Origin of the sequence: Micromonospora sp. WMMD558, from assembly GCF_049315255.1 — a bacterium.
GTDB lineage: Bacteria > Actinomycetota > Actinomycetes > Mycobacteriales > Micromonosporaceae > Micromonospora.
Genome location: NZ_CP186061.1, coordinates 3,220,936 through 3,244,549, shown reverse-complemented (window position 1 = coordinate 3,244,549; position 23,614 = coordinate 3,220,936). Strand labels below are relative to the sequence as shown.

Sequence of the window (23,614 nt, the reverse complement as noted above, 5' to 3'; positions counted from 1 at the left end):
GGAGTGAGCCGGGGTCGCGAGCCCCGCAGTCGGGAACGTGGGTGGCGCCGTGAGCGCTTCCCCGGTCTACCTGGACGCGGCGACCGCCGCGCCGCTGCACCCGGTGGCCCGGCAGGCACTGCTGGCCGCGCTCGACGACGGCTGGGCCGACCCGGGACGCCTGTACACGCAGGCCCGTCGGGCCCGCCAGCTCCTCGACGCCGCCCGTGAGGCGACCGCGGCCACGCTCGGTGTCCGACCCGACGAGTTGTCCTTCACCCCCAGCGGCACGGCGGCCGCGCACTCCGCCGTGCTCGGCGGTCTCACCGGGCGGCGCCGGGTCGGCGCCACCCTGGTGCACTCCGCGATCGAGCACTCGGCGGTGCTGCACGCCGCCGAGAAGCACGTGGCCGGCGGCGGTACGGCGACACCCGTGCCGGTGGACCGGCTGGGCCGGGTGGACGTCGACGCCTGGTCGACGGCGGTCCGTGAGCCCGGCGTGGCGCTCGCCGCGCTGATCGCCGCCAGTCACGAGGTCGGCACGGTGCAGCCGGTCGGTGTGGCGGCCGACGCCTGCGCGGCGGCCGAGGTCCCGCTCTACGTCGACGCCGCCCAGGTGGTGGGCCGCGCTCCCGTTCCGGAGGGTTGGTCGGTGCTGACCGCGAGCGCCCACAAGTGGGGCGGGCCGCCCGGCGTCGGGGTGCTGGCCGTCCGCAAGGGCACCCGCTGGGAGTCGCCGTGGCCCGCCGACGAGCGCGAGTCGGGGCGTACGCCCGGGGTGTTGAACCTGCCGGCGGTCGTGGCGGCGGCGGCGAGCCTGCGCGCGGCGGCGGCCGACGCGGCGGCGGAGGCGGCCCGGCTCGCGCCCCTGGTGGACCGGATCCGGGCGCGGGTGGCGGCGGAGGTGCCGGACGTCGAGGTGGTGGGTGATCCGGATCACCGGCTCCCCCACCTGGTGACGTTCTCCTGCCTGTACGTCGACGGCGAGGCGTTGCTGCACGCGCTGGACCGGCGCGGCTTCGCCGTCTCCTCCGGCTCCTCCTGCACGTCGTCGACGTTGCGCCCGTCGCACGTGCTGGAGGCGATGGGTGTGCTGTCGCACGGCAACGTACGGGTCTCGCTGCACCGGGAGACCACCGAGGCAGACGTGGAGCGTTTCCTCGCCGAGCTGCCGGGGATCGTGGCGGGGCTGCGCGCCGAGGCGGGGGTGGTGGGGCTGTGACGCTGCCGGAGGAGGTGCTCGACTGCCGGGGGCAGCGCTGCCCGCTGCCGGTGATCGCCGTGGCCCGGCGCCTGCCCGACCTACCGGTCGGCACGGTGGTCCGGGTACTGGCGGACGACCCGGCGGCCGCGGTGGACATCCCGGCCTGGTGCCGCATGCGCGGCCAGGAGTTCGTGGGCCGGCTCGACGGCCCGGACGGCCCGGCGTACGACGTCCGCCGCCGCCACTGACCCGCCCCGCCTCCGGCCGGGCCGCCAGGATGGTCCAGCTAGCCCACCCCGGGCAGCCCGGCGCACGCGACGAGCGGGGGTGTCACGGCAGGAGGTGCGGCCGTACGTCCTCGGCGGCCTCGTCGCCGTACGACTCGGCGAGGCGCTTGACGAACAGGTCACGGCGGACCTGGTACTCCTGCGTGCCGACGGTCTCCAGCACCAGCGTGGCGAGCAGCGACCCGACCTGGGCGGCCCGCTCCAGCCCGAGGCCCCAGGAGAGCGCGGCGAAGAAGCCGGCCCGGAAGCCGTCGCCGACGCCGGTGGGGTCGACCGCGCGGATCTCCCGGGCGATCGGCACGTGGATCGGGTCGATGCCGCGGCCGGCGATCTCCACGCCGTGCTTGCCCAGCGTGGTGACCCGGACCTTCACCATGTCGAGCAGCTGTTCGTCGCTGAGGCCGGCCTTGCTCTGCAGCAGCGACTTCTCGTAGTCGTTGGTCATCAGGTAGTCCGCGCCGTCGATCAGCGCGACGATGTCCTCGCCGGGCATCCGGGCGAGCTGCTGGGAGGGGTCGGCCGCGAAGGCGTACCCCCGCTCCCGGCACTCGGCGGAGTGCCGCAGCATCGCCTCCGGGTCGTTGGCGCCGACCAGCACCAGGTCGAGGCCGTCGATGCGGCGGGCCACCGGCTCCAACTCGATGTTGCGCGCCTCGCTCATCGCACCCGCGTAGAAGGACGCGATCTGGCACATCTCGGTGTCGGTGGTGCAGACGAAGCGGGCGGTGTGGGCGACCTCGCTCACGTGCACCGAGTCGCAGTCGACGCCGTGCCGCTCCAGCCAGGAGCGGTAGTCGGCGAAGTCCGCGCCGACCGCGCCCACCAGCGCCGGGCGCAGGCCGAGCTGCCCCATGCCGAAGGCGATGTTGGCGGCCACCCCGCCGCGGCGCAGCACCAGGTCGTCCACCAGGAAGGAGAGCGACACCTTGTGCAGCTGGTCGGCGATGAACTGGTCGGCGAACCGGCCGGGGAAGCTCATCAGGTGGTCGGTCGCGATCGAGCCCGTCACGGCGATCTTCATGTCAACCCTCGGGGGTCGGGAGCAGGGCGCGGTCAGCCTACCGGTCCGGCCACCGGACGGAGACCGGTCGGTCGGACCGCGGCCACCTCCCGCACACCGTGCGGACACACGACGGCGGGGCCGTCCCCTCGTCGTCGAGGGACGGCCCCGCCGTCGGGAAGGCTCAGCTGAACGAGTCGCCGCAGGCGCAGGAGTTGCCCGCGTTCGGGTTGTCGATCGTGAAGCCCTGGGCGTCGATCCGGTCGGCGAAGTCGATCGTGGCGCCGGCCAGGTAGGGGGCGCTCATCCGGTCGACGACGACCTCGACGCCGTCGAAGCCGGTGACGACGTCGCCGTCGAGCGACCGCTCGTCGAAGAAGAGCTGGTACCGCAGGCCGGAGCAGCCGCCCGGCTGCACCGCGACGCGGAGCCGCAGGTCGTCACGGCCCTCCTGCTCGATCAGAGCCTTGACCTTCTGCGCCGCGACGTCGGTGAGGATGACGGTCGTGGGGGCCTTGGCCTCGGTCGACTCGGTCTGCGCTGGCGTGGTCACGTGGAATTCTCCCTGCACGCGTACGGTGTGGTCGTCCTGGCCAACGTCACCCGTCGGTCAGCGATTCCCACAGTGGTCCAATTTCCGATTGTAGGCCGCCGGGCGGGAGGTCACCCAGGTGACGCGGCCCGCATCGGCCGTCCGGTCCCGCGCAGCCCGCCGTCAGCGGCTCCACTGCCGGGCCAGCCGGGCGCCCAGTGCCCGCAGGCCCTCGGCCGGGCGGCCCATCGCCGCCTCGACCCCGCCGCGCTCCTCCCCGCCGAAGTGCTCCACCAGGCTGTACGCCTCGGTGACGCCGGCGGCGGCGGCCTCACGGCGGCCGGTGCTCACCCGTCCCGCCAGCACCACGCAGGGCACCCCCCGGTCCCGGGCGGCGCCGGCCACCCCGGCGACCACCTTGCCGCGCAGCGACTGGTGGTCGAACGACCCCTCGCCGGTGATCACCAGGTCGACGGTGTCGAGCGCGGTGTCCAGCCCGACCGCCCCGGTGACCAGGCCGATGCCGGACTCGCACCGGCCGCCGAGCGCCAGGACGGCCGCGCCCAGCCCGCCGGCCGCCCCGCCGCCGGGCAGGGCGCCCAGCCCGGCGGGGCAGCCCGGCAGGTCCCGCTCCAGGACGGCGGCGAAGCGCTCCAGCGCGGCGTCGAGCAGCAGCACGTTCGCTTTGTCGGCGCCCTTCTGCGGGCCGAAGACGTTGCTCGCGCCGTGCAGCCCCAGCAGCGGGTTGTCGACGTCCGTTGCGGCCACCAGGCGGGCGTCACGCAGCCGGGGTACGCCGTCCAGGGCCGCGACGGCGGCCAGCGCCGCTCCCCCGTACGGCAGGGCACGGCCGGCGTCGTCCAGCGGTGTCACGCCCAGCGCGGTGAGCATGCCGGCCCCGGCGTCGTTCGTGGCGGAGCCGCCGAGCCCGATCACCACCTGCCGGGCGCCGTGTTCGACGGCGGCGGCGACCAGCAGCCCCAGCCCGTACGAGGTGGTGGCCTTCGGGTCGCGCTCGGCCGGGGTGAGCAGGTGCAGGCCGCACGCCTGGGCGCTCTCCACGTAGGCGGTGCCGTCGGCGGTGACCAGGATCTCACCGGCCGCCGGCCGGCCGAGCGGGTCGACGGTCGGCACCGGCACCCGGCGGGCGTCCAGCGCGTCGGCGAGCACGTCCAGGAAGCCGGGGCCGCCGTCGGCGAGGGGCCGCACGAGCAGTTCGTCGCCGCCGGCCACCTCGTGCCAGCCGTCGGCGACGGCCGCGGCCACGTCCGGGGCCGACAGCGTGCCGGCGAACTTGTCGGGACAGAGCAGCACGCGCATGCCGAGCAGTGTGGCAGCCCACACCGGCGGAGCCGGCGGCGCGTCCGCGCTGTGGGACCATGGGGTACGTGACGTCGACCTGGGTAGAACCTTCCAACACGGCCACCGCACTGCTCCTGCTCGGTCGCGGCAGCGACCCCGCCACCGAGCGCGGCGTCGAGTGCCCGGGTGACCTGCCGGCGCCGAGCGACCCGGATCTGGTGGCCCGCGCGGCGGCGGCGAAGGCGAAGCTGGGCAGCAAGGTGTTCGTGCTGGGCCACCACTACCAGCGCGACGAGGTGATCCAGTTCGCCGACGTGACCGGTGACTCGTTCAAGCTGGCCCGGGAGGCCGCGGCGCGGCCGGAGGCGGAGTACATCGTCTTCTGCGGCGTGCACTTCATGGCCGAGAGCGCCGACATCCTCACCTCGGACGCGCAGAAGGTGGTCCTGCCCGATCTGGCGGCCGGCTGCTCGATGGCCGACATGGCGGTGCTGTCGCAGGTCGAGACCGCCTGGGACGTGCTGACCGACCTCGGCATCGCCGGGCACACCGTCCCGGTGACGTACATGAACTCCTCGGCGGACATCAAGGGCTTCGTCGGGCGCAACGGCGGCGTGGTCTGCACCTCGTCGAACGCGAAGCGCGCCCTGGAGTGGGCGTACCAGCAGGGTGAGAAGGTGCTCTTCCTGCCCGACCAGCACCTGGGCCGGAACACGGCGGTGCTGGAGATGGGCTTCTCGCTGGACGACTGCGTCCTGTACGACCCGCACAAGCCGAACGGCGGGCTCACCCCGGAGCAGCTGCGCGACGCGAAGATGATCCTGTGGCGGGGCCACTGCTCGGTGCACGGCCGGTTCACCCTCGACAGCGTCAACGACGTGCGGGAGCGGGTGCCGGGCGTGAACGTGCTGGTGCACCCGGAGTGCCGGCACGAGGTGGTCAACGCCGCCGACTTCGTCGGGTCGACCGAGTACATCATCAAGACGATCGAGGCCGCGCCGGCCGGTTCGGCGTGGGCGGTCGGCACCGAGCTGAACCTGGTCCGCCGGCTGGCGCTGGCCAACCCGGACAAGCAGATCATGTTCCTCGACAAGGCGGTCTGCTACTGCTCGACGATGAACCGCATCGACCTGCCGCACCTGGTGTGGGCGCTGGAGGAGCTGGTCGCCGGCCGGGTGGTCAACCAGATCACGGTGGACGCGGACACCGCGCACCACGCGCGGGTGGCGCTGGACCAGATGCTCGCGCTCCCCGGGGCCGACACCCCGCCGTCGAGCGCCAGCTGATCACTCTCGGTAGCGCCATTGGTACGGGATAGTGCCGGATCACCCATAAGTACCCGCGAGGGCGAAGTGACCGGGTCCATTCTCGTCACGGAGGGCTATGCTGCCGGGGCGACGACGCACGGGGTCCCCGGTTACGGCCAGCGCCGTTCCGGGTAGCTGGACATCCCGCCCCATCATCGACACGGCACCACCCGACGCGCTGGAGGTTGCGTTGACCGACGACGTCCTGGTCGTACACGGAGGCACTCCGCTGGAAGGGCGGATCCGCGTGCGCGGCGCGAAGAACCTGGTCTCGAAGGCGATGGTCGCCGCCCTGCTGGGCGACAGCCCGAGCCGGCTGTACGACGTGCCGAAGATCCGTGACGTCGAGGTCGTCCGCGGGCTGCTCGGCCTGCACGGGGTCAAGGTCAGCGACGGCAACGAGGACGGCGAGCTGGTCTTCGACCCCGCGAACGTGGAGAGCGCCAGCACCGACCAGATCAACGTGCACGCCGGCTCCAGCCGGATCCCGATCCTGTTCTGCGGGCCGCTGCTGCACCGCCTCGGGCACGCGTTCATCCCGGACCTGGGCGGCTGCCACATCGGTCCCCGCCCGATCGACTTCCACCTCCAGGCGCTGCGGGAGTTCGGGGCCACCGTCGACAAGCGGCCGGAGGGCCTGCACCTGTCGGCGCCGAACGGCCTGCACGGCACCAAGTTCGCCCTGCCGTACCCGAGCGTCGGCGCCACCGAGCAGGTGCTGCTCACCGCCGTGATGGCCGAGGGCGTGACCGAGCTGCGCAACGCGGCGGTCGAGCCGGAGATCATCGACCTGATCTGCGTCCTGCAGAAGATGGGCGCGATCATCAAGGTGCACACCGACCGGGTGATCGAGATCCAGGGCGTGCCGAAGCTGCACGGCTACACCCACCGGCCCATCCCGGACCGGATCGAGGCGGCGAGCTGGGCGGCGGCCGCCCTCGCGACCCGCGGGCACGTCGAGGTGCTCGGCGCGCAGCAGGCCGACATGATGACCTTCCTCAACATCTTCCGCTCGGTCGGCGGCGAGTACGAGGTGACCGACGCCCGGCCGCCGAAGCTGGGCGACCCGGGCCAGGAGGGCGGCATCCGGTTCTGGCACCCCGGTGGCGAGCTGAAGTCGGTGGCGCTGGAGACCGACGTGCACCCCGGCTTCATGACCGACTGGCAGCAGCCGCTCGTCGTGGCGCTGACCCAGGCGCGGGGCCTGTCGATCGTCCACGAGACGGTCTACGAGCAGCGGCTCGGCTACACCGAGGCGCTCAACTCGATGGGCGCCAACATCCAGGTCTACCGGGACTGCCTCGGCGGCACGCCGTGCCGCTTCGGCCGGCGCAACTTCAAGCACTCGGCGGTCATCGCCGGGCCGAGCAAGCTGCACGCCGCCGACCTGGTCATCCCGGACCTGCGGGCCGGCTTCAGCCACCTGATCGCCGCGCTCGCCGCCGAGGGCACCTCCCGGGTGTACGGCGTCGACCTGATCAACCGCGGCTACGAGGACTTCGAGGCGAAGCTCGCCGACCTCGGCGCGCACGTCGAGCGGCCGTGACGGTCGACCGGCCGTAACCTCGGCCACTGCCGTTCGCGCCCGGTGCACCGCGATGTGCACCGGGCGCCGGCGTTTGGCTACCCTTGCCGCGTGTCGCTGTTTCGCCGCAAGTCCGCCAACCTCGTCGAGGAGGCCACCACCTCGGTGACCCCTGAGGAGGAGACCACCTCCGCCCGTCCCCGCGGCTACACCCCCGCCAAGGGACGCGAGACGCCGAAGCGTCCGGCGGCCGGCCGCCGTCCGGCCACGGCGGCGAAGCCGCTGACCAAGGAGGAGCAGCGGGAGCGGCGGCGCCAGTTGCGCGCCGACGCGGCGGCGGAGTTCCGGCGCGAGGGCGGCCCCCGCGACCGCGGGCCGGAGCGGCTGCTCGCCCGCAACGTGGTCGACTCCCGGCGTACGGTGGGCACCTGGTTCTTCGGCGGCGCGCTGATCGTGCTGATCGGCTCGAACCAGGCGATGCCCCCGGTGGTCCAGCTGGTCTCCAACATCCTCTGGGGCGCGCTGGCGTTCGGTGTGATCGTCGACTCGATCCTGATCTCGCGAAAGATCAGGAAGCTGGTCCGCGAGCGCTTCCCGAACACCGGGCAGCGGATGGGGTCGCTCTACCTCTACGCGATCATGCGGTCGATCACGTTCCGCCGGATGCGGGCCCCCGAGCCGCGCGTCAACATCGGCGACCCGATCTGACCAGCGGCGGTCGGAAACTCGGCCGCTGAGACGGTCCGGCCCCTTCCCGCGCTGCGGGAAGGGGCCGTCGTCGTTCCGGGGCGGGTGGCGGATCACTCCACGCCGAGCAGCCGCAGCAGCGCGGTGGTACCGGCCGCCCCGAGCACCACCAGCACGAACGGCGCCCGACGCCAGGCCAGCAACACGCCCACCAGCACGCCCGCCGGGCGGGCCCAACCGGCGAACCGGCCGGCCTCGGTGAGCGCGGCGGTGGCCGCCAGGGCGGCCAGCAGGGCCGCCGCGCCGATCGGCAGCACCTGCCGGGACCACTCCGGCAGGTCGAGCCGGTCGCGCAGCAGCACGCCGGCCACCCGGAACCCGTACGTCCCGGCGGCCAGCGCCAGGATCACCGCCATCAGCACGACCGCTCCCCCTCCCACCGGGCCGGCACGCCGGCCGCCGTTCCGACCGCTTCTCCGACGCCGCCGTCCTGCCCGGCCGGCTGTGCGGTGTGGGCGGCCGGTGGTGGCGCGGCCTGACCGGTCGAGGCGGCGCGCCGGGCGCTCCGGACGGCGAGGATCGCCGGACCGGCCAGCGCCAGCAGCACGGGCAACCCGGCCGGCAGCAGCGGGGTGGCGAGCACCGCGAGCACGGCACCGGCCAGCGCCGCCCGCCGGGTGTCCCGGTCCCGCAGCGTCGGCAGCAGGAGGGCGATCAGGCCGGCCGGGAACGCCGCGTCCAGGCCGAGCGCGGCGGGATCGCCGGCCACCCCGCCGGCCAGCACGCCCAGCACGGTGCCGACGTTCCAGGCGAGGAAGAGCAGGACGCCGGCCAGCCAGAAGGCCCGCCGCCGGTCGGCACCGGGCGGACGGGCCAGCGCGAAGGCGGTGGCCTCGTCGGTCATCAGGTGGCTGCCCAGCAGCCGGCGCCAGAGCGACCGCCCCACACTGTCGGCGAGGGTCAGCCCGAACGGCAGGTGCCGGGCGTTGAGCAGGAGCCCGGCGAGGACGGCGGCGGGCGGGCTGCCGGCGGCCACCAGCCCGACGGCCATGAACTGCGCGCCGCCGGCGTACACCAGCACGGACATGGCGACGGTCGCCCAGGCGGGCAGGCCCGCGGCCACCGCGACCGCCCCGAAGGACGCGCCCACCGCGACCATCGCCGCCCCGATCGCGGCGACGTCGCGGAGGACCGGGTCGGGTGTTCGCTGTACCGTACGCATGGTTCAAAATGATGAACTCGACTCTTGGTGGTCGTCAAATCGAACAAACAGACCGATGGAGCGAACAATGTCCGCCGAGCCGGCTCCCCCGCTCGCCACCATCGCCGCCGCGCTGCGCCGCGAGCGCGAGCGGGTCAACATCTCGCTCACCGAGCTGGCCCGCCGGGCCGGCATCGCCAAGTCGACGCTGTCGCAGTTGGAGTCGGGGGTGGGCAACCCGAGCGTCGAGACGCTCTGGGCACTCGGAGTGGCCCTGAATGTGCCGTTCAGCCGGCTGGTCGAGCCGCCGAGCGCCGCGGTCCGGGTCGTCCGCGCCGGCGAGGGTCCCCGGATCCGCTCCGAGCACGCGGAGTTCACCGCGACGCTGCTCAGCTCCGGGTCCGCGCACGTCCGTCGGGACGTCTACCTCATGGAGCTGGAACCGGGGACCGTCCGCACCGCCGAGGCGCACACGGCCCGGAGCACCGAGCACATCGTGGTGGGCGCCGGGCGGCTCCGCGTCGGGCCGGAGCAGGAGCCGGTCGAGCTGGGGCCCGGTGACTACGCCACGTTCCCCGGCGACGTGCCACACCGCTACGAGGCACTGGCCCCCGGCACCTTCGCGGTGCTGGTGATGGAACACCCCTGATCCTCCCGCCGGTACAGGCGGGCGACCACGTCCTCGATGTCGGACTCGACGATCGAGACGTCCCGCAACGCGCCCAGGCTGGCGAGGGCGGCCACCACCTCGGCAACCCCCGCCGACTCCAGCGCGTACACCAGGCGGTGCCCGTCGGCCTCGACCCGCTCCAGCGGGGCGCCCGGCAACGCCGGTGGCCGGGCCGGCGCGGTGTCCAGGTCGGCGACGAGCAGCCGCCGGGAGCCGTACCGCCGGTGCAGCTCGGCGATCGAGCCGTCGTGCACCACCCGCCCGTGGTCGACCACGACGAGCCGCGCGCAGAGCCGCTCGATGTCGGCCAGGTCGTGGGTGGTCAGCACCAGCGTGGTGTCGCCCGCCCGGCCCAGCTCGGCGAGGAACCCCCGGACCGCCTGCCGGCTCACCACGTCGAGGCCGATGGTCGGCTCGTCGAGGAAGAGCACCTCCGGCCCGTGCAGCAGCGCGGCGGTCAGCTCGCCGCGCATCCGCTGGCCCAGCGAGAGCTGCCGAACCGGGACGTCCAGGAACGAATCCAGGTCGAGCAGGCTGCGGCAGCGCCGCAGCCGGGCCGCGTGCGCGTCGGCGGGCACCCGGTACACGTGCCGGAGCAGCGCGAACGAGTCCCGCAGCGGCAGGTCCCACCACAGCTGCGAGCGCTGCCCGAACACGACCCCGATCCGCAGGGCGAGCCGGGTGCGCTCGGCGACCGGACGCAGGCCGCACACCCGGACCTCCCCGGCGGACGGCATCAGCACACCGGTGAGCATCTTCAGCGTCGTCGACTTGCCGGCGCCGTTCGGCCCGATGTAGCCGAGCAGCTCGCCCCGGGCGACCCGCAGGTCGATGCCGTCGACGGCGGCCACCCGCCGCTTCTCCCGGCGCAGCCGGCCCGCCCGGACCCGCACCGTGAAGTCCTTGCGCAGCCCTTCGGCCACGATCACGTCGGTCATGATCCCGTACTCCGGTAGTGCCGGACACCCGTACGCCAGGCCGCCGCGGCCAGGGCCGCCGCGACCAGCGCGACGGCCGGCGCGGCCCAGCCCACCGCGGCCGGCAGGCCCAGCGGGTCGGCCCGGCCCAGCAGCGCCAGCGCCGGGTGGTAGCTCACGAAGGCGAAACCCAGGCCGTACGCGAACAGCGCCCGGAACCAGCCACCGTAGACGGTGACCGGGTACGCGGTGAAGTCCCGCCCGCCGTACGTGACCGCGTTGGCCAGCTCACCGGAGTCGACCCACCAGAACGAGACGGTCGCGGTCGCGACGAACACCGAGCCGAAGAACACCACCCCGGCGAGCGGGGCGACGACGACCAGGGCGACTCGGGCCGGCGTCCACTCGATGCCGGCCGAGCCGAGCGCGACGACGAGGACCGCGAGGCCGAACACCGCCCGCGACACCTTGCGCAGCGGCAGGTCCATCAGCAGGAGCTGCGGCAGGGTGCCGAGCGGGCGGACCAGCACCGCGTCGAAGAGCCCGGTCCGCACGTACCGGGGCAGCCGCTCGATGTTGCCGACCAGCAGGTCGGCGGTGGCGAACGCGGCGGTGGCGAGCCCGACGATCACCATCGTCTCGCGGAGGGTGAAGCCACCCAGCTCCCGCGTCACCCCGAAGATCACCAGTACGGTGAGCACGTCGAAGACGGTGGAGCCGACGTTGCCGAGCACGTCCACGACGAACGACGTCCGGTACGCGGTCTGCGAGCGGGCCTGCGCGCCGAGCAGGGCCCGGTACGCCGCGAGCCTGCCTCCCGCGCCGGTCCGCTCAGCCACCGTGCACCACCAGGTGCTGTTCGGCGCGCCGCTGCACCCAGCGGCAGGCGGCCAGGATCACCACCGTCCAGGCGGCCTGTAAGCCGACCAGGGCGACCTGCACGCCGGTCGGGTCCCGCTCGACCAGCACGTCGAGCGGAGTCTGCAACAGACTCGGGAACGGCGTGCCCAGCCAGAGCGCGACCTGGAGCCACTCGGGCAGGAAGCGCAGCGGGAAGTAGAGCCCGGCGAGCACCCCGGAGCAGACCGTCCAGAGGATCATCGCGCCCCGGACGTCGTGCAGCCAGTACGCGGACGCGTTGACGAGGAACCGGCAGCCGAAGCAGAGCACGACGGCGGCGAGCACGGACACCGCGAACAACGGTCCGGTGGCCCACCGCGACGGCACGTGCACCTCGAAGAAGAGCGGCCCGACCAGCACCGGCGGCACCATCCGGACCAGCACGGCGTGCCCGGCCCGCCCGAGGTCGGCGGCCAGGTACGCGGTGACCGGGTGCACCGGCCGGAGCAGGTCGGCGGCGATCTCGCCGGAACGGATCCGGTCGGCCAGCTCCGTCCAACCCCACAGCAGGACGACGGCGAGCAGGCCCTGGCTCACCCAGACGAACGTGGCCAGCTGACCCCGGTCGTACCCGGCGACGGTGCCCGCCGCCCCGGCCGCCGCGAGCAGCACGTAGCAGCGCAGGAACCCGAAGACGACGTTGGTGACCAGCCCGGCGACGGAGGCTTGGCGGTAGGTGGCGTAACGTCGGAAGCCCGAACCGGTTATAGCCTTAAATGTCCGGAACCATAGGATAACGTTTGAGGCCCGGGACGGTGCCACAGTGGCGGTGACCGAGCCCACGCCGTTACCCTCCATCCGCAGCTACGCCGTGCCGGAACGGGGGACTCTACCGGCAGGCGGGGTGCCCAGCGCGACAATGTGCAACGAGGTGACAATCGCCGTGAGCGAGCGGACGCGAGCCGGCCACCGGGGCGCGGCCGTGAGCGAGCGGACGCCCGCCGGCCGGCCCGGCGTGCCCGCCCGGGCGGACGACCCCGCCGCCGCGCGCACCGACGACGGGTCGCCCGGATGAGTCGCGGCTACGGCGACCGGTGGCACGACCCCGCCGAGCCGTCCTGGGTGGTCGAGCCGACGAACGAATGGCACCCCCAGTTCCCCGGCCAGCGCTACCCCGGTGACATCGGCGTCGAGCACGCCCCGCCGCCCGCCCCGCGTGGCCGGGCCGCCGTGGTCGGCCGGGCCGAGGTGCCGCCGCTCGCGCCGACCCGCCCCGACGGGACGTACGTCGGCCGGTCCTGGGACGACGAACCGGACGGCTGGCGCGGCCACCACGACGACCGGCGCCCCGGCGACGAGGCGTACCGCCCGCCGGCCGGCGACCCGGCCAGGACGGACACGCGGGGGCGGGGCCAGCGACCGGACCAGCGCAACGGCCGACCCGCCGGCGACCCTGGGTGGAGCCCCGACGACCACCGGGCCGACAGCCGTGGCCGCCACGACGACTCCGGCCGGTACGACGACCGCCGCCCCCGATACGAGCCGGCCGGACGGGACCGGCCGGTGTCCCCGGCGGGACACGCGGACCTCGGCTGGCTGCGGGAGACCGAGGAGGACCGACCCCGGGGCCCCGAGCCCACCCACGCCGGACACCGGGACGGCGCGGAGCCGCGCCGGACGCGCTACCCCTGGGGACGCTCCGGATCCGACGACCGGGGCCGGCCCGCCGCGCACTCCCCGGACCGTCGCAACGGCGGGCCACAGGACCACACGTACACCGGCCCGTGGGACCGCGCCGACGGGCCCCGCCACCCCGGCGCGCCCCACGGGCACGTCGTGCCCGACCCGCGGGACCGAATCAACGGCCGACGCGATCGCGCCCCGGACCATCCCCGCGACCCCCGTGGCGAAGGCCCCCGCGGCCGCGTGACGGACGGTCCCCGCGACGGCGCCCGCGATCGGGCTGCCGAGGGACCACGCGATCGGGATGCCGACGGTTCCCGGAACCACGCGGCGGGTCCGCCGCGACCGGCGGACCGCCGCCCGGAGCCCGCCGGCGAGGGACCGTGGGACCGTTCCGGCGACGGATCGCGGTACGGCCACGCCGACCGCCGGCCGCATCCCGAGCGGACGCAGGCCGAGCCGCCGTCGCGCGGTGCTCGTCATCGGGAGCACGACGGCCCGTGGGGCGGACGCGACGCGGCGGCGCGCGCGGACGGGTATCCGCAGCGCCGTCCCGCCGAGCCGGACCGCCCGCCCGCGTACCGGGACCCGGAACCCCAGCGGAACGGCGAGCGGGCCGGCGACCGTCCGGCGGACCGGTACCGTGCCGAGCGACCGCAGGCCGACCGGCGGCCCGACGAGCGGCTGCCCTGGCCGCCGCCCGGCCCGGTCCACCCCGGTTTCGACCGGGACGCCGTCCGCCACGGCGAGCCGCGGCCGGACCACTCCCGTCCCGCCGAGCGGCCACCTCACGATGCCCGACCGGCGCGGTACGACGAGGTGCACCCGGCCGCGGGCGCCCGTCCCGCCGGCGCGCCGGTGTCCGTCCCGCCGTCCCCGGCGCACGACCGGCCCGTGTCGGGCGCGCCCGGCCGTCCCGTCTCCCCCGGGCCCGTCCCACCAGCACCGGCGCGGCCCGTCTCACCCGCACCCGCCCCGACCGGCGAGGACCGCCGACTCCCGGACCGACCCGTCTCCCCCGGACCCGTTCCACCACCACCGGCGCGGCCCGTCTCACCCGCACCCGCCCCGAGCGGCGAGGACCGCCGACTCCCGGACCGACCCGTCTCCCCGGCGTCTCGTCCCGGCCGGTACGACGACCGGCCGGCGCCGATCGCCCCCGGCACCGACGGGCCGGGCCGGTGGCCGGTACCTCCCGCCTCCGGTCACGATCGCGGGACGCCCGGCCGGCCGGTGTCCCCGGCTCCCGTCGAGCACCGGCAGGACCGGCGACACCTCGACCGTCCGGTGTCGCCGGCAGCCGGACCCGCCGAGCGGCCCCCCGGCACCGCGCCCGTCCCGTACGGACCGGACCGCCCGGTCTCCCCCGCCCCCCGCCCGTACGGACCGGCCACACCACCGGAGCCGGTCGACCGGCGGCCGGCACCGGAGCCGGGTGACCGCGGGGCGGATCGGGCGACGACGCGTCCCGGCTCGCCGGCGGGCACCACGCCGCTTCCGTCGTCGCCGGACGATCGGCCCCGGGTCGAGTTCCGTCCGGCGCCGGAACGCGCGGCCCGGCCCGAGGACATCCGGCCGGCCGGCGTGTCCCCGACACAGGAGGAAGCGGCAACGGCCGGATCGGCACCGGACACCGCCTCGGGCACGACGCCGGTCATCACGCCCTGGAACCCGCGCCGGTACGTGCCGCCACCGCCGTCGGATCAGCCCGTCGTCGAGCCGCCGCGCGCGCAGACCCCGAAGCGGAGCGGCCCGGCCGCCTGGTTCGGGTCGGCCGCGCCGCCCGCCGAGCCGGAGCCGGCGCAACCGACCTCGCCGGCGGAGGCTCCCCCGGCTTCGCCGGTCAGCGCGGAGAGCGCGGCGGACTCCGGCACGACCGCCGACATGGACGGGCGGCCCCTGCCGCCCGCACCAGCCGGCGACGAGCCGGTCGGCGGCACCGCTGCGACGTCGTCCGCCCCGACCTCGCCGGCACCTTCCACGGCGGCAGCGGACGCCGGCAGGCCCGCCCCGTCCGACGCCCTCCCGTCCGCGCCCGTGCCGTCCGGCTTGGTGGAGCCCCCGCCGGCGGTCGATCGACCTGTGTCGGCACCACCCGCCCAGGTGGTGTCGGCACCACCCGCCCGGCCGGTCTCGGCGCCACCGGCCCAGCCCGTCTCGGCGCCACCGGCCCAGCCGGCCTCGGCGCCGGCGGCTGGCGCGGTGGAATCCCCCACACCGGTCCCGGCACAGCCGGCCGCGCCCCGGTCGGCCGCGGCTCCCGCCGCCCCGGCAGCAGAGCACCCGGACTCCACCGCACCGGCCCCGGAAACCCCACCGACCGCCGAGGCACCGGCCACCACCGGCCCGGTCGCGGCACCACCCACGCACCTGGTCGGCACGTCCCCAACCAACCCGACGTCACCGGTCTCCGCGCCACCCGCCCAGCCGGTGTCGGCGCCACCAGCCACCTCCCCGTCGCCGCCAGCCGCGACCGGTTCGACCCCGCTGGGCGACGACCTGTCGGATGCGCCGGTCACACCGCCGGTGGCAGCCTCCCCGATCCCCGAGCCCGCCGCCCCGCTGTCGGAACCGGCCGGTCACCGGAGCGACCGGGCGCACGAGCCGGGCGAGCGACCGGACCCGGACGACGCCGAGGTGCCCGCCGCGCCGGCCGGGCCAGCGGTCGCGCCGCGTCCGCCGGCGGAATTCCCGACGGCTGCCCCCTCGACCGGGACACCGCCGACCGTCGACCCGACGACCGCACCCGCGAGCGACACCGACACGCGGCCGACGTCGGCAGCGCCCGTCGACGTTGCGGCCGAGCCGACGCCACCCGCCGCCGTGGCCGCGACGGGGTCGGCGACGGACATCCCCCCGTACGGGGCCGAAGGCGACCATGATCTGCCGGCACCCCCCGACGGCACCGGCGACACGACGGCGACCCCCGACGGCACCGGCGCGACGGCGCCGACCGGGACCGGACCGACCGGCTCGGTCACGGCGCCCTTCTCGGACGACAGCGAGGACGGGCCCGACCCGCGCCCCGACGCCGCGCCGGGCGGGACGCGGTTGTCGGAGCAGGGTGATCCCGAGCAGATCCTCGCGAGCTACCACTGGCAGCTGGACCCGGCGACGCTCCGCGAGATCGTGACGGAAGCCGACGAGTTCCGGGTGATCCGTCGCCGCCTCACCGAGAAGCTCGGTACGGCCGTCGACAACAGGTCCCGTGCCCGGCTGCTCAGCCTGCGGGCGGTGGTGTCCCGGATCGTCGGCGACCTGGACGACGCCCTCGCCGACGGGCGGCTCGCCCTCACGTACGCGGAGGCGACCGGTGAGCTGCGGCGGACAGCGCTGGCGCAGGCCCGGCTGGCGCACGTGCTGCGGTGGCGGGGCGAGTACGACGAGGCCGACCGGCTCCTCGCCGAGGCGAACTCGCCGGAGCTGCCCGACCGCCTGCGGGCCACGCTGCACGAGCACGCCGGCCGGTGCTGCTTCGACCAGGGCCGGCTGATGGAGGCGTGCGACCACTTCGAGCGGGCGCTGAACCTGCGGGGCGCCGCCGACCCCGAGCTGCTGGCGCGGGTCCGGATGAGCCTGGACGCGGTCACCGAACGGGCGGCGGGGACGGGCTTCGGGCCGTACCCCCGGAGCCGGGAGGAGCTGCTGGAGCGGGACCGGCCCCCGGTGCCCGCGCGCGACGGCGAACGCTGGGGCTACAGCGACCCCGACGGCGACCTGGTGATCGGCGCGGAGTACGCGGAGGCGCAGCCGTTCCGGGAGGGGGTGGCCTGGGTACGCCGGCCGACGACCGACCGGTGGTCGCTGATCGACCTCACCGGCGCGACCGTGCTGGAGCCGTCCTGGACGGCGGTGCGCCCGTTCTCCGACGGGCTGGCGTGGGTGTCGCACGGCGAGCCCGGCGGCTGGCGGGCGATCGACATGACCGGCGAGGTGGTCGTGCCGCCGGGTTTCGCCGACGTACGCCCGTTCCGGCGCGGCGTCGCCGCGGTCCGCCGGGAGGGCTGGGGAGCGGTGGACCGCACCGGCCGGATCGTGGTGCCGACCCGCTACCACGGGTTCGCGACCACCCTCGCCGACGGCCGGCACGTCGACGGTTTCACCGACGAGGGCCTGGCCGTGGTGGACGTCGCCGGGCGGTACGGCGTGGTGGACCGGACCGGGCGGGTGGTCGTACCGCCGGTGCACCCGGCGCTGGTGGTGCACCCCGTCGCGTTCCTGGTCGCCGTCGGCACCGGCCGCTGGGGGGCGCTGGACCGGCGGGGCGAACCGTTGATCGACCCGGTGCACCCCGACCGGGGCGAGGTGGCGGCCGAGATCGACCGGCTGCTCACCGACACCGTGCCGGTGATCTGACCGGGCCTGCTAGGCGGCGCGCTCCGCCGGCCGGGTCCGGCGCTGCCCGGGACGAGGTCCCCGACGCCTCGGCCAGCCGCCGGTGCCCGGGGCAGGCCGGCGACCGTCCGGCGCGGCCGGCCGTCCCGTGCCCCGCCAGCCACCCGGGCGGTGCGCCCCCTGCTGACGCGGCCGGAGCCCGCCGGGCCTCACAGCCGGTCCCGGACCAGGCCGGCGAGCCGGACCATGGTGTCGCGGTCGCGGTCGTCGACGACGCTCGTGACCACCCGCAGCCGGCAGATCCGGTCGCCGTCGGCGAACTCCGCCTCGTCGATCACGAACCGGATCCCGTCCGGGCCCGGTTCGGGCTCGCCCAGCACCGGGTCGGGCGGTGGCAGGACGCCCTGCGGGGCGGTGCCGGGCCGGCCCACGAACAGGGTGACCGAGTGGCCGGTTTCCCGGTTCTCCCACACGCAGCCGTCGGCGCCGGCGACGCCGGTGCCGGCCCGCCCGATGACGTCGGTGATCTCGGCTTCGGTCAACAGCGAACAGTCGTCGACCTCCTCGCCACCGGCGGCCGGCCCGCCGGTGGTCGGCCCCGCCTGGTCCGGCGCGCCGGCCGGGGGTGGAGCGGTCGGGGACGGGTCGGTGGCGCAGCCGGCGAGGGCCGGCCCGAGTGCCAGGACCAGGGCGGCGACGGTGGCCGTACGGAACCGTCGGCTCCGCGCCGGGACGGCCGACGCGACGGATTGCACGATCATGCTTCGCTCCTCGGGAGACGGGTCGGTCACCGGCCGGGCGGGGGCCCGAGCAGGTCGATGCCGTGCCGTGCGGCGGCGTGGCCGAGAGCCGCCGGGTCGATCGGCGCCGGGTCCGGCAGCCGGCGTTCCGCCGCCGGGACGCCGGCCTCGGCGGCGAACCCCTCGAACCCGGACGGAGTGGTGATCTGCAACGCCCGCAACGGCTCGTCCTCGCCGACCACGAAGGTGTGCGGGACTCCGACCGGCAGCAGGACGAAGTCACCGGGCCCGGCGCCGAACCGCTCGTCCCCGCAGTGGAACACCGCGGTGCCGGAGATCAGGTAGAACATCTCGTCCTCCACCTGGTGCCGGTGCAGGGGCGGGGCGAAGCCCGGCGGGTTGACGAACTGCGCCACCGTGATCCGCCCGCCGGTGTGCGCACCGGACGCCTTGACCGTGACCAGGTTGCCGAGGAACCAGTACGCCTCTCCGTCGTCGGGGCGGAGCACGTAGGGGTGAACGGACATGTCGCCTCCCGGCGGACCGACGTGATAGTCGATGAACACTGTACTATTGGATAGCCATCAGTACAGTGAATGTGTTGCTAGTATGACGACGCCATGGGTGAAGTCAAGGACGGAAAGCCGACGCGGCCGTACCGGTCCCGGGTCCGGGAGGAGAGCGCCCGCCGCACCCGGCAGGCCGTGGTCCGCGCCGCGACCGATCTCTTCGTCGCCCGCGGCTACACGGCGACATCGCTGGCCGACGTCGCCGCCGAAGCCGGAGTGGCCCGCCCCACCGTGTTCGCGGCGTTCGGCTCGAAGGCGGCCCTGCTGCGCCAGGTGCTCGACGAGGCGCTCGCGGGGGACGACGAGCCGGTGCCGGTGGCGCAACGCCCCTGGTTCCGCCCGGTGCGGGAGGGGCGCACCGGCGCCGAGGTGCTCGACGGGTACGCCGGCGTCTGCACCCTGATCGGCGCCCGCGCCGCCCGCGTGTTCGAAACGGTCCGCCGCGCCGCCGACGGCACGCCCGAAGTGGCCGAGGTCTGGCAGACCCTGCTGCGCAACCGGCGGGCCGGCGCCCGGATGGTGGTCGAGCGGCTGCGCGAACTCGACGTGCCGTTGCGGCAGGGGTCCGACGTGGAGCACGCGATCGACGAGTTGTGGTTCTACAACGACCCCGCCCACTACGGCGCGCTGGTGCTGGACCGCGGCTGGCCCGAGTATGCCTTCCGGGCCTGGCTGGGCCGCAGCATGCGGCACGCCCTGCTGCCGGCCTGACGGTCGCCGCGCCGCGCCCCAGCCCTCGGGGTGAGGATCCACACCACCGGGCAACCGGTGAACCCCGGTGCACGCCGGACTAGGGTCGAGGGATGGAATTCCGACACCTGGGCCGGTCCGGCCTCATGGTCAGTGAGATCTCGTACGGCAACTGGATCACCCACGGCTCGCAGGTCGAGGAGGAGGCGGCGTTCGCGTGCGTCCGGGCCGCCCTGGACGCCGGCATCACCACCTTCGACACCGCCGACGTGTACGCGGGCACCCGCGCCGAGGACGTCCTCGGCCGGGCGTTGGAGAACGAGCGGCGCGAGGGCGTCGAGCTGTTCACGAAGGTGTACTGGCCGACGGGGCCGGGTCGTAACGACCGGGGCCTGTCCCGCAAGCACATCATGGAGTCGATCAACGGCTCGCTGCGCCGGCTGCGCACCGACTACGTCGACCTCTACCAGGCCCACCGGTACGACTACAGCACCCCGCTGGAGGAGACGATGGAGGCCTTCGCCGACGTCGTCCACTCCGGCAAGGCTCTCTACATCGGCGTCTCCGAGTGGAAGGCCTCGCAGATCCGCGAGGCCCACCAGCTCGCCCGCGAGCTGCGCATCCCGCTCGTCTCCAACCAGCCGCAGTACTCGATGCTCTGGCGGGTCATCGAGGCTGAGGTCATCCCCACCAGCGAGGAGCTGGGCGTGGGGCAGATCGTCTGGTCCCCGATGGCGCAGGGCGTGCTGTCCGGCAAGTACCAGCCGGGCCAGCCGCCGCCGGCCGGCTCCCGCGCCACCGACGAGAAGTCCGGCGCGGGCTTCATCGCGCAGTGGATGACCGACGAGGTCCTGACCCGGGTGCAGCGGCTCAAGCCCCTCGCCGAGCAGGCCGGGCTCAGCATGGCCCAGCTCGCCATCGCCTGGGTGCTGCAGAACCCGAACGTGTCCTCGGCGATCGTCGGCGCGTCCCGCCCCGAGCAGGTCCACGACAACGTCAAGGCGGCCGGTGTGAAGCTCGACGCCGACCTGCTCAAGGCCATCGACGAGATCGTCGAGCCGGTCACCGAGCGCGACCCGTCCCGCACGGAGTCCCCCGCCCAGCGCCCGTGACGCGCACCGTCGCGGCCGGCGTGCGACATCGGCGCCGGCCGCGACGGACGGGCACCGCCTCGATCCGCCGTCAGCCCTGCCAGAAGCGCACGAGCTCCAGGCCGCGGGCGTACAGGCCCGGCGGCAGGCCGAGGGCGTCGCCGACGGCGAAGACCGCCCCGAAGAACCAGCCGCCGATGGTCGGGTTCCACAGCAGCGCGAACAACAGGATGAAGCCGTACGGCGCGAAGAGGTCGTACATCCGGCGGTACGGCGGGCTGAGCCACGGCTGGATCATGTTGCCGCCGTCCAGACCCGGCACCGGGAGCAGGTTGAGCAGGCTCGCGGTGAGCTGGAGGAAGGCCAGCAGCGCCACGGCGGCCCAGAAATCGACCGGCCCGCCGCCGGGCGCGCCGACGCGGAGCGCGGCGACCAGCACCAGGGTGAACAGCACGTTGGTGGCCGGCCCGGCGAGGCTCACCAGGGTGTGCCGCAGCCGCCCCGGGATGGCGTGCCGGTCCACCCAGACCGCACCGCCGGGCAGACCGATGCCGCCGAGCAGCACCACCAGCACCGGCAGCGCGATGGACAGCAGCGGGTGACTGTACTTCAACGGGTTGAGCGTCAGGTAGCCCTGGTGGGCGACGCTGCGGTCACCGGCCCGGAAAGCGACGAGCGCGTGCGCGTACTCGTGCAGGCAGAGCGAGACCAGCCAGCCGGACACGACGAAGAGGAACACGTCGAACCGGACGTTGCCGAACCCGCGCCAGGTCATCACCGCGCTGGTGACGAAGAGCGCCACCAGGGCGAGGAAGACCGGGCTGGGCCGGAACGCCGCCCGGGGTACGCCGAGCACCAGCCCCTCGCCACCCGGGCGGTCGCCGGCCATCACTCCGCCGGAGGCAGCAGGCTCATCCGGTACTCCACGCGGTCGTCCTCGACGAGCGCGACCGAGGTGACGCCGGACGCCGCGAGCTCCCGCCAGGTCTGGCCGATCCAGGACTCGGCGTCCGCCTGGCTGCCGAACGACTCCGCCGGACCCTGCGCCGGCTCGCCGTTCGTGCCCTCGTACCGCCAGCTCCACGCCATGTGCGCGTCTCCCCTCGCCGCTGATCTCCCGCCAGAGTAATGGGCCGGACGGACAACGGCTGCGCGTCGGGTGAGTGCGTGATCGCCCCGCGGGGGCCGGCCGGTACCGTGACCCGGTGCTGACTCGAGGTGGGACGCTCAGCGACCGGTACCGGTTGGACGAGCGGGTGGCAACCGGCGGCATGGGGGCGGTCTGGCGGTGCACCGACGTCGCACTGGAACGCGTGGTGGCGGTGAAGGTGCTGCTCCCGGCGCTGACCGAGGACCCGGAGTTCACCACCCGGTTCCGCTCCGAGGCCCGGATGCTGGCGGCGCTGCGCCACCCCGGCGTGGTCGCGGTGCACGACGTCGGGCGGGCCACCCTCGGCGACGGCTCCGCGGTCGACTACCTGGTGATGGAGTACGTCGACGGCGAGCCGCTCGGCACCTGGCTACGCCGGGCGGGGCGGCTCGACCCGGCCTCGACCATGTCCGTGGTGGCGCAGGCCGCCGACGCGCTGCACGCCGCGCACGTCGCCGGCATCGTCCACCGCGACGTCAAGCCGGGGAACCTGCTGGTGAAGCGGGACGGCCGCGTGGTGCTCGTCGACTTCGGCATCGCCCGCTCCGGCACCACGGCCGGCCTCACCGCCGCGAACATGGTGCTCGGCACCGCCTCGTACATGTCCCCCGAGCAGGCCGCGAACCAGCCGGTCTCCCCCGCGACGGACGTCTACGCCCTCGGCGCCGTGGCGTACGCCTGCCTCGCCGGCCGGCCACCGTTCGACGGGGACAACCCGTTGCAGGTGGCCCTGCGCCACCTGCAGGACGAGCCCGCGCCGCTGCCCCCGGAGACCCCGGCGGGGGTCGTCGCCGTGGTGGAGCGCGCCATGGCGAAGCGCCCGGCCGACCGCTGGCCCGACGCGGCGGCGCTGGCCGACGCCGCCAGCGCGGCGAGGGAGGCGACCCTGGCGGTGGTCCCGGACTCGGCCCGTCCACCGTGGGCGGTCGCCGGAGCGTCGCCCGCCGCCGGCCCGCCGGGATTCTCCGCCGCACCGGTCCCGCCGTCCACCGCCGCACCGGTCCCGCCGTCCACCGCCGCGCCGGTCCCGCCGATCCCCGCTGCCGCCGCCGCGCCGGACGGCAGGGGTCCGGACGGCTCGGGGCCGTCCACGCCGCCGTGGCAGCCGTCCGCCCACCAGACCGACCCGACGTCGTCGCCCACCCGGGAGGAGCCCGCCGCCCGGCGGCCCGGCCGGCGGGCCGCCCTCGTCGGCGCGGCCGTCGCGGTCGCCGTCGTGACCGTCGGCGCCGTCACAGCCGCGGCGCTGCTCATTGACGGAAGCAGCACCGCCCCTGACGCGGACCGCGCCACCCCGGCCGCCGCCGCCTCCGTGGGCGGGATCAACCCCGGGAGCCCGACGCCCAGCGCGGCGGCCCCGACCGGCACCGGGCGTCCGGCCACCGCCGCCACCCCGTCGGCGGGCCGCACCTCGGCCCCCGCCTCGGCGGCTCCGGCGCCCGCGCCGTCGGACGCGGGTACCGCCACCGCCACGTCGCCGCGCCCGGGGCCGACCACCGCCACCGCCGCTCCCCCGAAACCCAACCCGTACACCGCGGGCGAGGTGTGCGGCAGCGGCTACCAGGTGATCGACTCCGCCCCGCTGACCGCCGGCGGCACCCGGACGGGGCGCGTCTACCTGCTGTACCACAACAGCACCGGCAGCAACTGCGTGGTGACGCTCAAGGACAGCGCCGTGGGCACGGCCACCGCCGCGTCGGCCTGGCTGGAGGTGCAGGGGCGGGCGCGCAGCACCGACAGCGGGTCGTTCGCGTACTACGCCGGTCCGGTCCGCGCCAAGGCCGCCGGGGTCTGCGTCAAGTGGGGCGGGTCGACCGGCGGCGCCAGCTACGGCAGCGGTTTCGAACACTGCGGATGAGGTCGCGCGGACCGGCCGGCGGCGTACGGGCCGGAGGGCGGGGGGAC

The 23,614-nt window shown here is 75.3% G+C and carries 23 protein-coding genes; 11 read left to right on the top strand and 12 right to left on the bottom strand.

The genetic code is table 11. The features are described 5' to 3' along the window. Positions 1 to 49: 49 nt before the first annotated feature. Both ACN26Y_RS15825 and ACN26Y_RS15820 read left to right on the top strand, forming a co-directional pair. The gene (locus tag ACN26Y_RS15825; protein WP_155331004.1) at positions 50 to 1,201 is read left to right on the top strand and encodes a cysteine desulfurase family protein; all 1,152 of its coding nucleotides are present in this window, start codon (positions 50 to 52) and stop codon (positions 1,199 to 1,201) included. Beyond that, positions 1,198 to 1,431 (top strand): sulfurtransferase TusA family protein, encoded by a 234-nt coding sequence (locus ACN26Y_RS15820; RefSeq protein ID WP_155331003.1) that lies wholly within the window; start codon positions 1,198 to 1,200, stop codon positions 1,429 to 1,431. Before ACN26Y_RS15825 ends, ACN26Y_RS15820 begins: the two co-directional genes overlap by 4 nt. Before the next feature lie 82 nt (positions 1,432 to 1,513). On the opposite strand, the gene ACN26Y_RS15815 is transcribed toward ACN26Y_RS15820, so the two are convergent. The 3 genes from ACN26Y_RS15815 to ACN26Y_RS15805 form a co-directional block, all read right to left on the bottom strand. Then, the gene (locus ACN26Y_RS15815) at positions 1,514 to 2,491 is read right to left on the bottom strand and encodes a carbohydrate kinase family protein (RefSeq protein ID WP_422732953.1); all 978 of its coding nucleotides are present in this window, start codon (positions 2,489 to 2,491) and stop codon (positions 1,514 to 1,516) included. A gap of 163 nt (positions 2,492 to 2,654) precedes the next feature. Then, complete coding sequence (erpA, locus tag ACN26Y_RS15810; protein ID WP_155331001.1) at positions 2,655 to 3,023, bottom strand: iron-sulfur cluster insertion protein ErpA; 369 nt, start codon at positions 3,021 to 3,023, stop codon at positions 2,655 to 2,657. 162 nt (positions 3,024 to 3,185) lie between these two features. Then, positions 3,186 to 4,322 (bottom strand): glycerate kinase, encoded by a 1,137-nt coding sequence (locus ACN26Y_RS15805; RefSeq protein ID WP_422732952.1) that lies wholly within the window; start codon positions 4,320 to 4,322, stop codon positions 3,186 to 3,188. 68 nt (positions 4,323 to 4,390) lie between these two features. Between ACN26Y_RS15805 and nadA the strand changes: the two genes are divergently transcribed. The 3 genes from nadA to ACN26Y_RS15790 all read left to right on the top strand — a co-directional run bounded on the left by nadA (position 4,391) and on the right by ACN26Y_RS15790 (position 7,844). Then, entirely contained in the window at positions 4,391 to 5,590 is a 1,200-nt protein-coding gene (gene nadA, locus ACN26Y_RS15800; RefSeq protein WP_155330999.1) for a quinolinate synthase NadA, read from the top strand. Between the two features lie 211 nt (positions 5,591 to 5,801). After that, on the top strand, positions 5,802 to 7,157 hold the full coding sequence (murA, locus tag ACN26Y_RS15795; RefSeq protein WP_155330998.1) for a UDP-N-acetylglucosamine 1-carboxyvinyltransferase: 1,356 nt from the start codon (positions 5,802 to 5,804) through the stop codon (positions 7,155 to 7,157). A gap of 90 nt (positions 7,158 to 7,247) precedes the next feature. Then, the gene (locus tag ACN26Y_RS15790) at positions 7,248 to 7,844 is read left to right on the top strand and encodes a DUF3043 domain-containing protein (RefSeq protein ID WP_155330997.1); all 597 of its coding nucleotides are present in this window, start codon (positions 7,248 to 7,250) and stop codon (positions 7,842 to 7,844) included. A 92-nt stretch (positions 7,845 to 7,936) separates the two neighbouring features. On the opposite strand, the gene ACN26Y_RS15785 is transcribed toward ACN26Y_RS15790, so the two are convergent. Both ACN26Y_RS15785 and ACN26Y_RS15780 read right to left on the bottom strand, forming a co-directional pair. After that, complete coding sequence (locus ACN26Y_RS15785) at positions 7,937 to 8,245, bottom strand: AzlD domain-containing protein (RefSeq protein ID WP_155330996.1); 309 nt, start codon at positions 8,243 to 8,245, stop codon at positions 7,937 to 7,939. Further along, positions 8,239 to 9,045 (bottom strand): AzlC family ABC transporter permease, encoded by an 807-nt coding sequence (locus ACN26Y_RS15780; protein ID WP_422732951.1) that lies wholly within the window; start codon positions 9,043 to 9,045, stop codon positions 8,239 to 8,241. The genes ACN26Y_RS15785 and ACN26Y_RS15780 overlap by 7 nt, the downstream gene beginning before the upstream one ends. Before the next feature lie 67 nt (positions 9,046 to 9,112). Here ACN26Y_RS15780 and ACN26Y_RS15775 point away from each other — a divergent pair, with 67 nt between their 5' ends. Next, positions 9,113 to 9,673, top strand: coding sequence for a helix-turn-helix domain-containing protein (locus tag ACN26Y_RS15775; protein ID WP_155330994.1), 561 nt, complete (start codon positions 9,113 to 9,115; stop codon positions 9,671 to 9,673). On the opposite strand, the gene ACN26Y_RS15770 is transcribed toward ACN26Y_RS15775, so the two are convergent. The 3 genes from ACN26Y_RS15770 to ACN26Y_RS15760 are packed head-to-tail and all read right to left on the bottom strand — an operon-like array spanning position 9,619 to position 12,294. Further along, a complete protein-coding gene (locus ACN26Y_RS15770; protein WP_422732950.1) occupies positions 9,619 to 10,632 on the bottom strand; it encodes an ABC transporter ATP-binding protein in 1,014 nt (337 codons plus the stop codon). The genes ACN26Y_RS15775 and ACN26Y_RS15770 overlap by 55 nt on opposite strands. Further along, positions 10,629 to 11,450, bottom strand: a complete 822-nt coding sequence (locus tag ACN26Y_RS15765; protein ID WP_155330992.1) for an ABC transporter permease — start codon at positions 11,448 to 11,450, stop codon at positions 10,629 to 10,631. Before ACN26Y_RS15765 ends, ACN26Y_RS15770 begins: the two co-directional genes overlap by 4 nt. Continuing rightward, positions 11,443 to 12,294 carry an ABC transporter permease gene (locus tag ACN26Y_RS15760; protein WP_155330991.1) on the bottom strand — a complete coding sequence of 284 codons (852 nt, stop codon included), beginning with the start codon at positions 12,292 to 12,294 and terminating at the stop codon, positions 11,443 to 11,445. The genes ACN26Y_RS15765 and ACN26Y_RS15760 overlap by 8 nt, the downstream gene beginning before the upstream one ends. 100 nt (positions 12,295 to 12,394) lie before the next feature. Here ACN26Y_RS15760 and ACN26Y_RS15755 point away from each other — a divergent pair, with 100 nt between their 5' ends. Further along, on the top strand, positions 12,395 to 12,526 hold the full coding sequence (locus tag ACN26Y_RS15755) for a hypothetical protein (RefSeq protein WP_255456185.1): 132 nt from the start codon (positions 12,395 to 12,397) through the stop codon (positions 12,524 to 12,526). Then, entirely contained in the window at positions 12,523 to 17,490 is a 4,968-nt protein-coding gene (locus ACN26Y_RS15750) for a WG repeat-containing protein (RefSeq protein WP_422732949.1), read from the top strand. Before ACN26Y_RS15755 ends, ACN26Y_RS15750 begins: the two co-directional genes overlap by 4 nt. Positions 17,491 to 17,678: 188 nt before the next feature. Here the strand turns inward: ACN26Y_RS15750 and ACN26Y_RS15745 are convergent, their stop codons facing one another. Next, positions 17,679 to 18,230 carry a DUF3558 family protein gene (locus ACN26Y_RS15745; RefSeq protein WP_155330990.1) on the bottom strand — a complete coding sequence of 184 codons (552 nt, stop codon included), beginning with the start codon at positions 18,228 to 18,230 and terminating at the stop codon, positions 17,679 to 17,681. A 26-nt stretch (positions 18,231 to 18,256) separates the two neighbouring features. Next, positions 18,257 to 18,736, bottom strand: a complete 480-nt coding sequence (locus ACN26Y_RS15740) for a cupin domain-containing protein (RefSeq protein ID WP_155330989.1) — start codon at positions 18,734 to 18,736, stop codon at positions 18,257 to 18,259. A gap of 93 nt (positions 18,737 to 18,829) precedes the next feature. On the opposite strand from ACN26Y_RS15740, the gene ACN26Y_RS15735 reads away from it, so the two are divergent. Continuing rightward, positions 18,830 to 19,489 carry a TetR/AcrR family transcriptional regulator gene (locus ACN26Y_RS15735; protein WP_155330988.1) on the top strand — a complete coding sequence of 220 codons (660 nt, stop codon included), beginning with the start codon at positions 18,830 to 18,832 and terminating at the stop codon, positions 19,487 to 19,489. 92 nt (positions 19,490 to 19,581) lie between these two features. Beyond that, on the top strand, positions 19,582 to 20,580 hold the full coding sequence (locus ACN26Y_RS15730; protein WP_155330987.1) for an aldo/keto reductase family protein: 999 nt from the start codon (positions 19,582 to 19,584) through the stop codon (positions 20,578 to 20,580). Positions 20,581 to 20,650: 70 nt separating this feature from the next. On the opposite strand, the gene ACN26Y_RS15725 is transcribed toward ACN26Y_RS15730, so the two are convergent. Beyond that, positions 20,651 to 21,448, bottom strand: coding sequence for a site-2 protease family protein (locus ACN26Y_RS15725; RefSeq protein WP_155330986.1), 798 nt, complete (start codon positions 21,446 to 21,448; stop codon positions 20,651 to 20,653). After that, the gene (locus ACN26Y_RS15720) at positions 21,448 to 21,648 is read right to left on the bottom strand and encodes a hypothetical protein (protein WP_155330985.1); all 201 of its coding nucleotides are present in this window, start codon (positions 21,646 to 21,648) and stop codon (positions 21,448 to 21,450) included. Before ACN26Y_RS15720 ends, ACN26Y_RS15725 begins: the two co-directional genes overlap by 1 nt. 116 nt (positions 21,649 to 21,764) lie before the next feature. Between ACN26Y_RS15720 and ACN26Y_RS15715 the strand changes: the two genes are divergently transcribed. Then, positions 21,765 to 23,567 (top strand): protein kinase domain-containing protein, encoded by a 1,803-nt coding sequence (locus ACN26Y_RS15715; protein WP_422732948.1) that lies wholly within the window; start codon positions 21,765 to 21,767, stop codon positions 23,565 to 23,567. The last annotated feature ends 47 nt before the right edge of the window (positions 23,568 to 23,614 follow it).

Bases quoted from the DNA above. Each gene is read 5' to 3' on its own strand.
- ACN26Y_RS15735 (WP_155330988.1), top strand. From the start codon at position 18,830: ATGGGTGAAGTCAAGGACGGAAAGCCGACGCGGCCGTACCGGTCCCGG.
- ACN26Y_RS15775 (WP_155330994.1), top strand. From the start codon at position 9,113: ATGTCCGCCGAGCCGGCTCCCCCGCTCGCCACCATCGCCGCCGCGCTG.
- ACN26Y_RS15805 (WP_422732952.1), bottom strand. From the start codon at position 4,322: ATGCGCGTGCTGCTCTGTCCCGACAAGTTCGCCGGCACGCTGTCGGCC.
- ACN26Y_RS15770 (WP_422732950.1), bottom strand. From the start codon at position 10,632: ATGACCGACGTGATCGTGGCCGAAGGGCTGCGCAAGGACTTCACGGTG.
- ACN26Y_RS15720 (WP_155330985.1), bottom strand. From the start codon at position 21,648: ATGGCGTGGAGCTGGCGGTACGAGGGCACGAACGGCGAGCCGGCGCAG.
- ACN26Y_RS15730 (WP_155330987.1), top strand. From the start codon at position 19,582: ATGGAATTCCGACACCTGGGCCGGTCCGGCCTCATGGTCAGTGAGATC.
- ACN26Y_RS15725 (WP_155330986.1), bottom strand. From the start codon at position 21,448: ATGGCCGGCGACCGCCCGGGTGGCGAGGGGCTGGTGCTCGGCGTACCC.
- ACN26Y_RS15745 (WP_155330990.1), bottom strand. From the start codon at position 18,230: ATGATCGTGCAATCCGTCGCGTCGGCCGTCCCGGCGCGGAGCCGACGG.
- ACN26Y_RS15780 (WP_422732951.1), bottom strand. From the start codon at position 9,045: ATGCGTACGGTACAGCGAACACCCGACCCGGTCCTCCGCGACGTCGCC.
- ACN26Y_RS15815 (WP_422732953.1), bottom strand. From the start codon at position 2,491: ATGAAGATCGCCGTGACGGGCTCGATCGCGACCGACCACCTGATGAGC.
- ACN26Y_RS15750 (WP_422732949.1), top strand. From the start codon at position 12,523: ATGAGTCGCGGCTACGGCGACCGGTGGCACGACCCCGCCGAGCCGTCC.
- ACN26Y_RS15740 (WP_155330989.1), bottom strand. From the start codon at position 18,736: ATGTCCGTTCACCCCTACGTGCTCCGCCCCGACGACGGAGAGGCGTAC.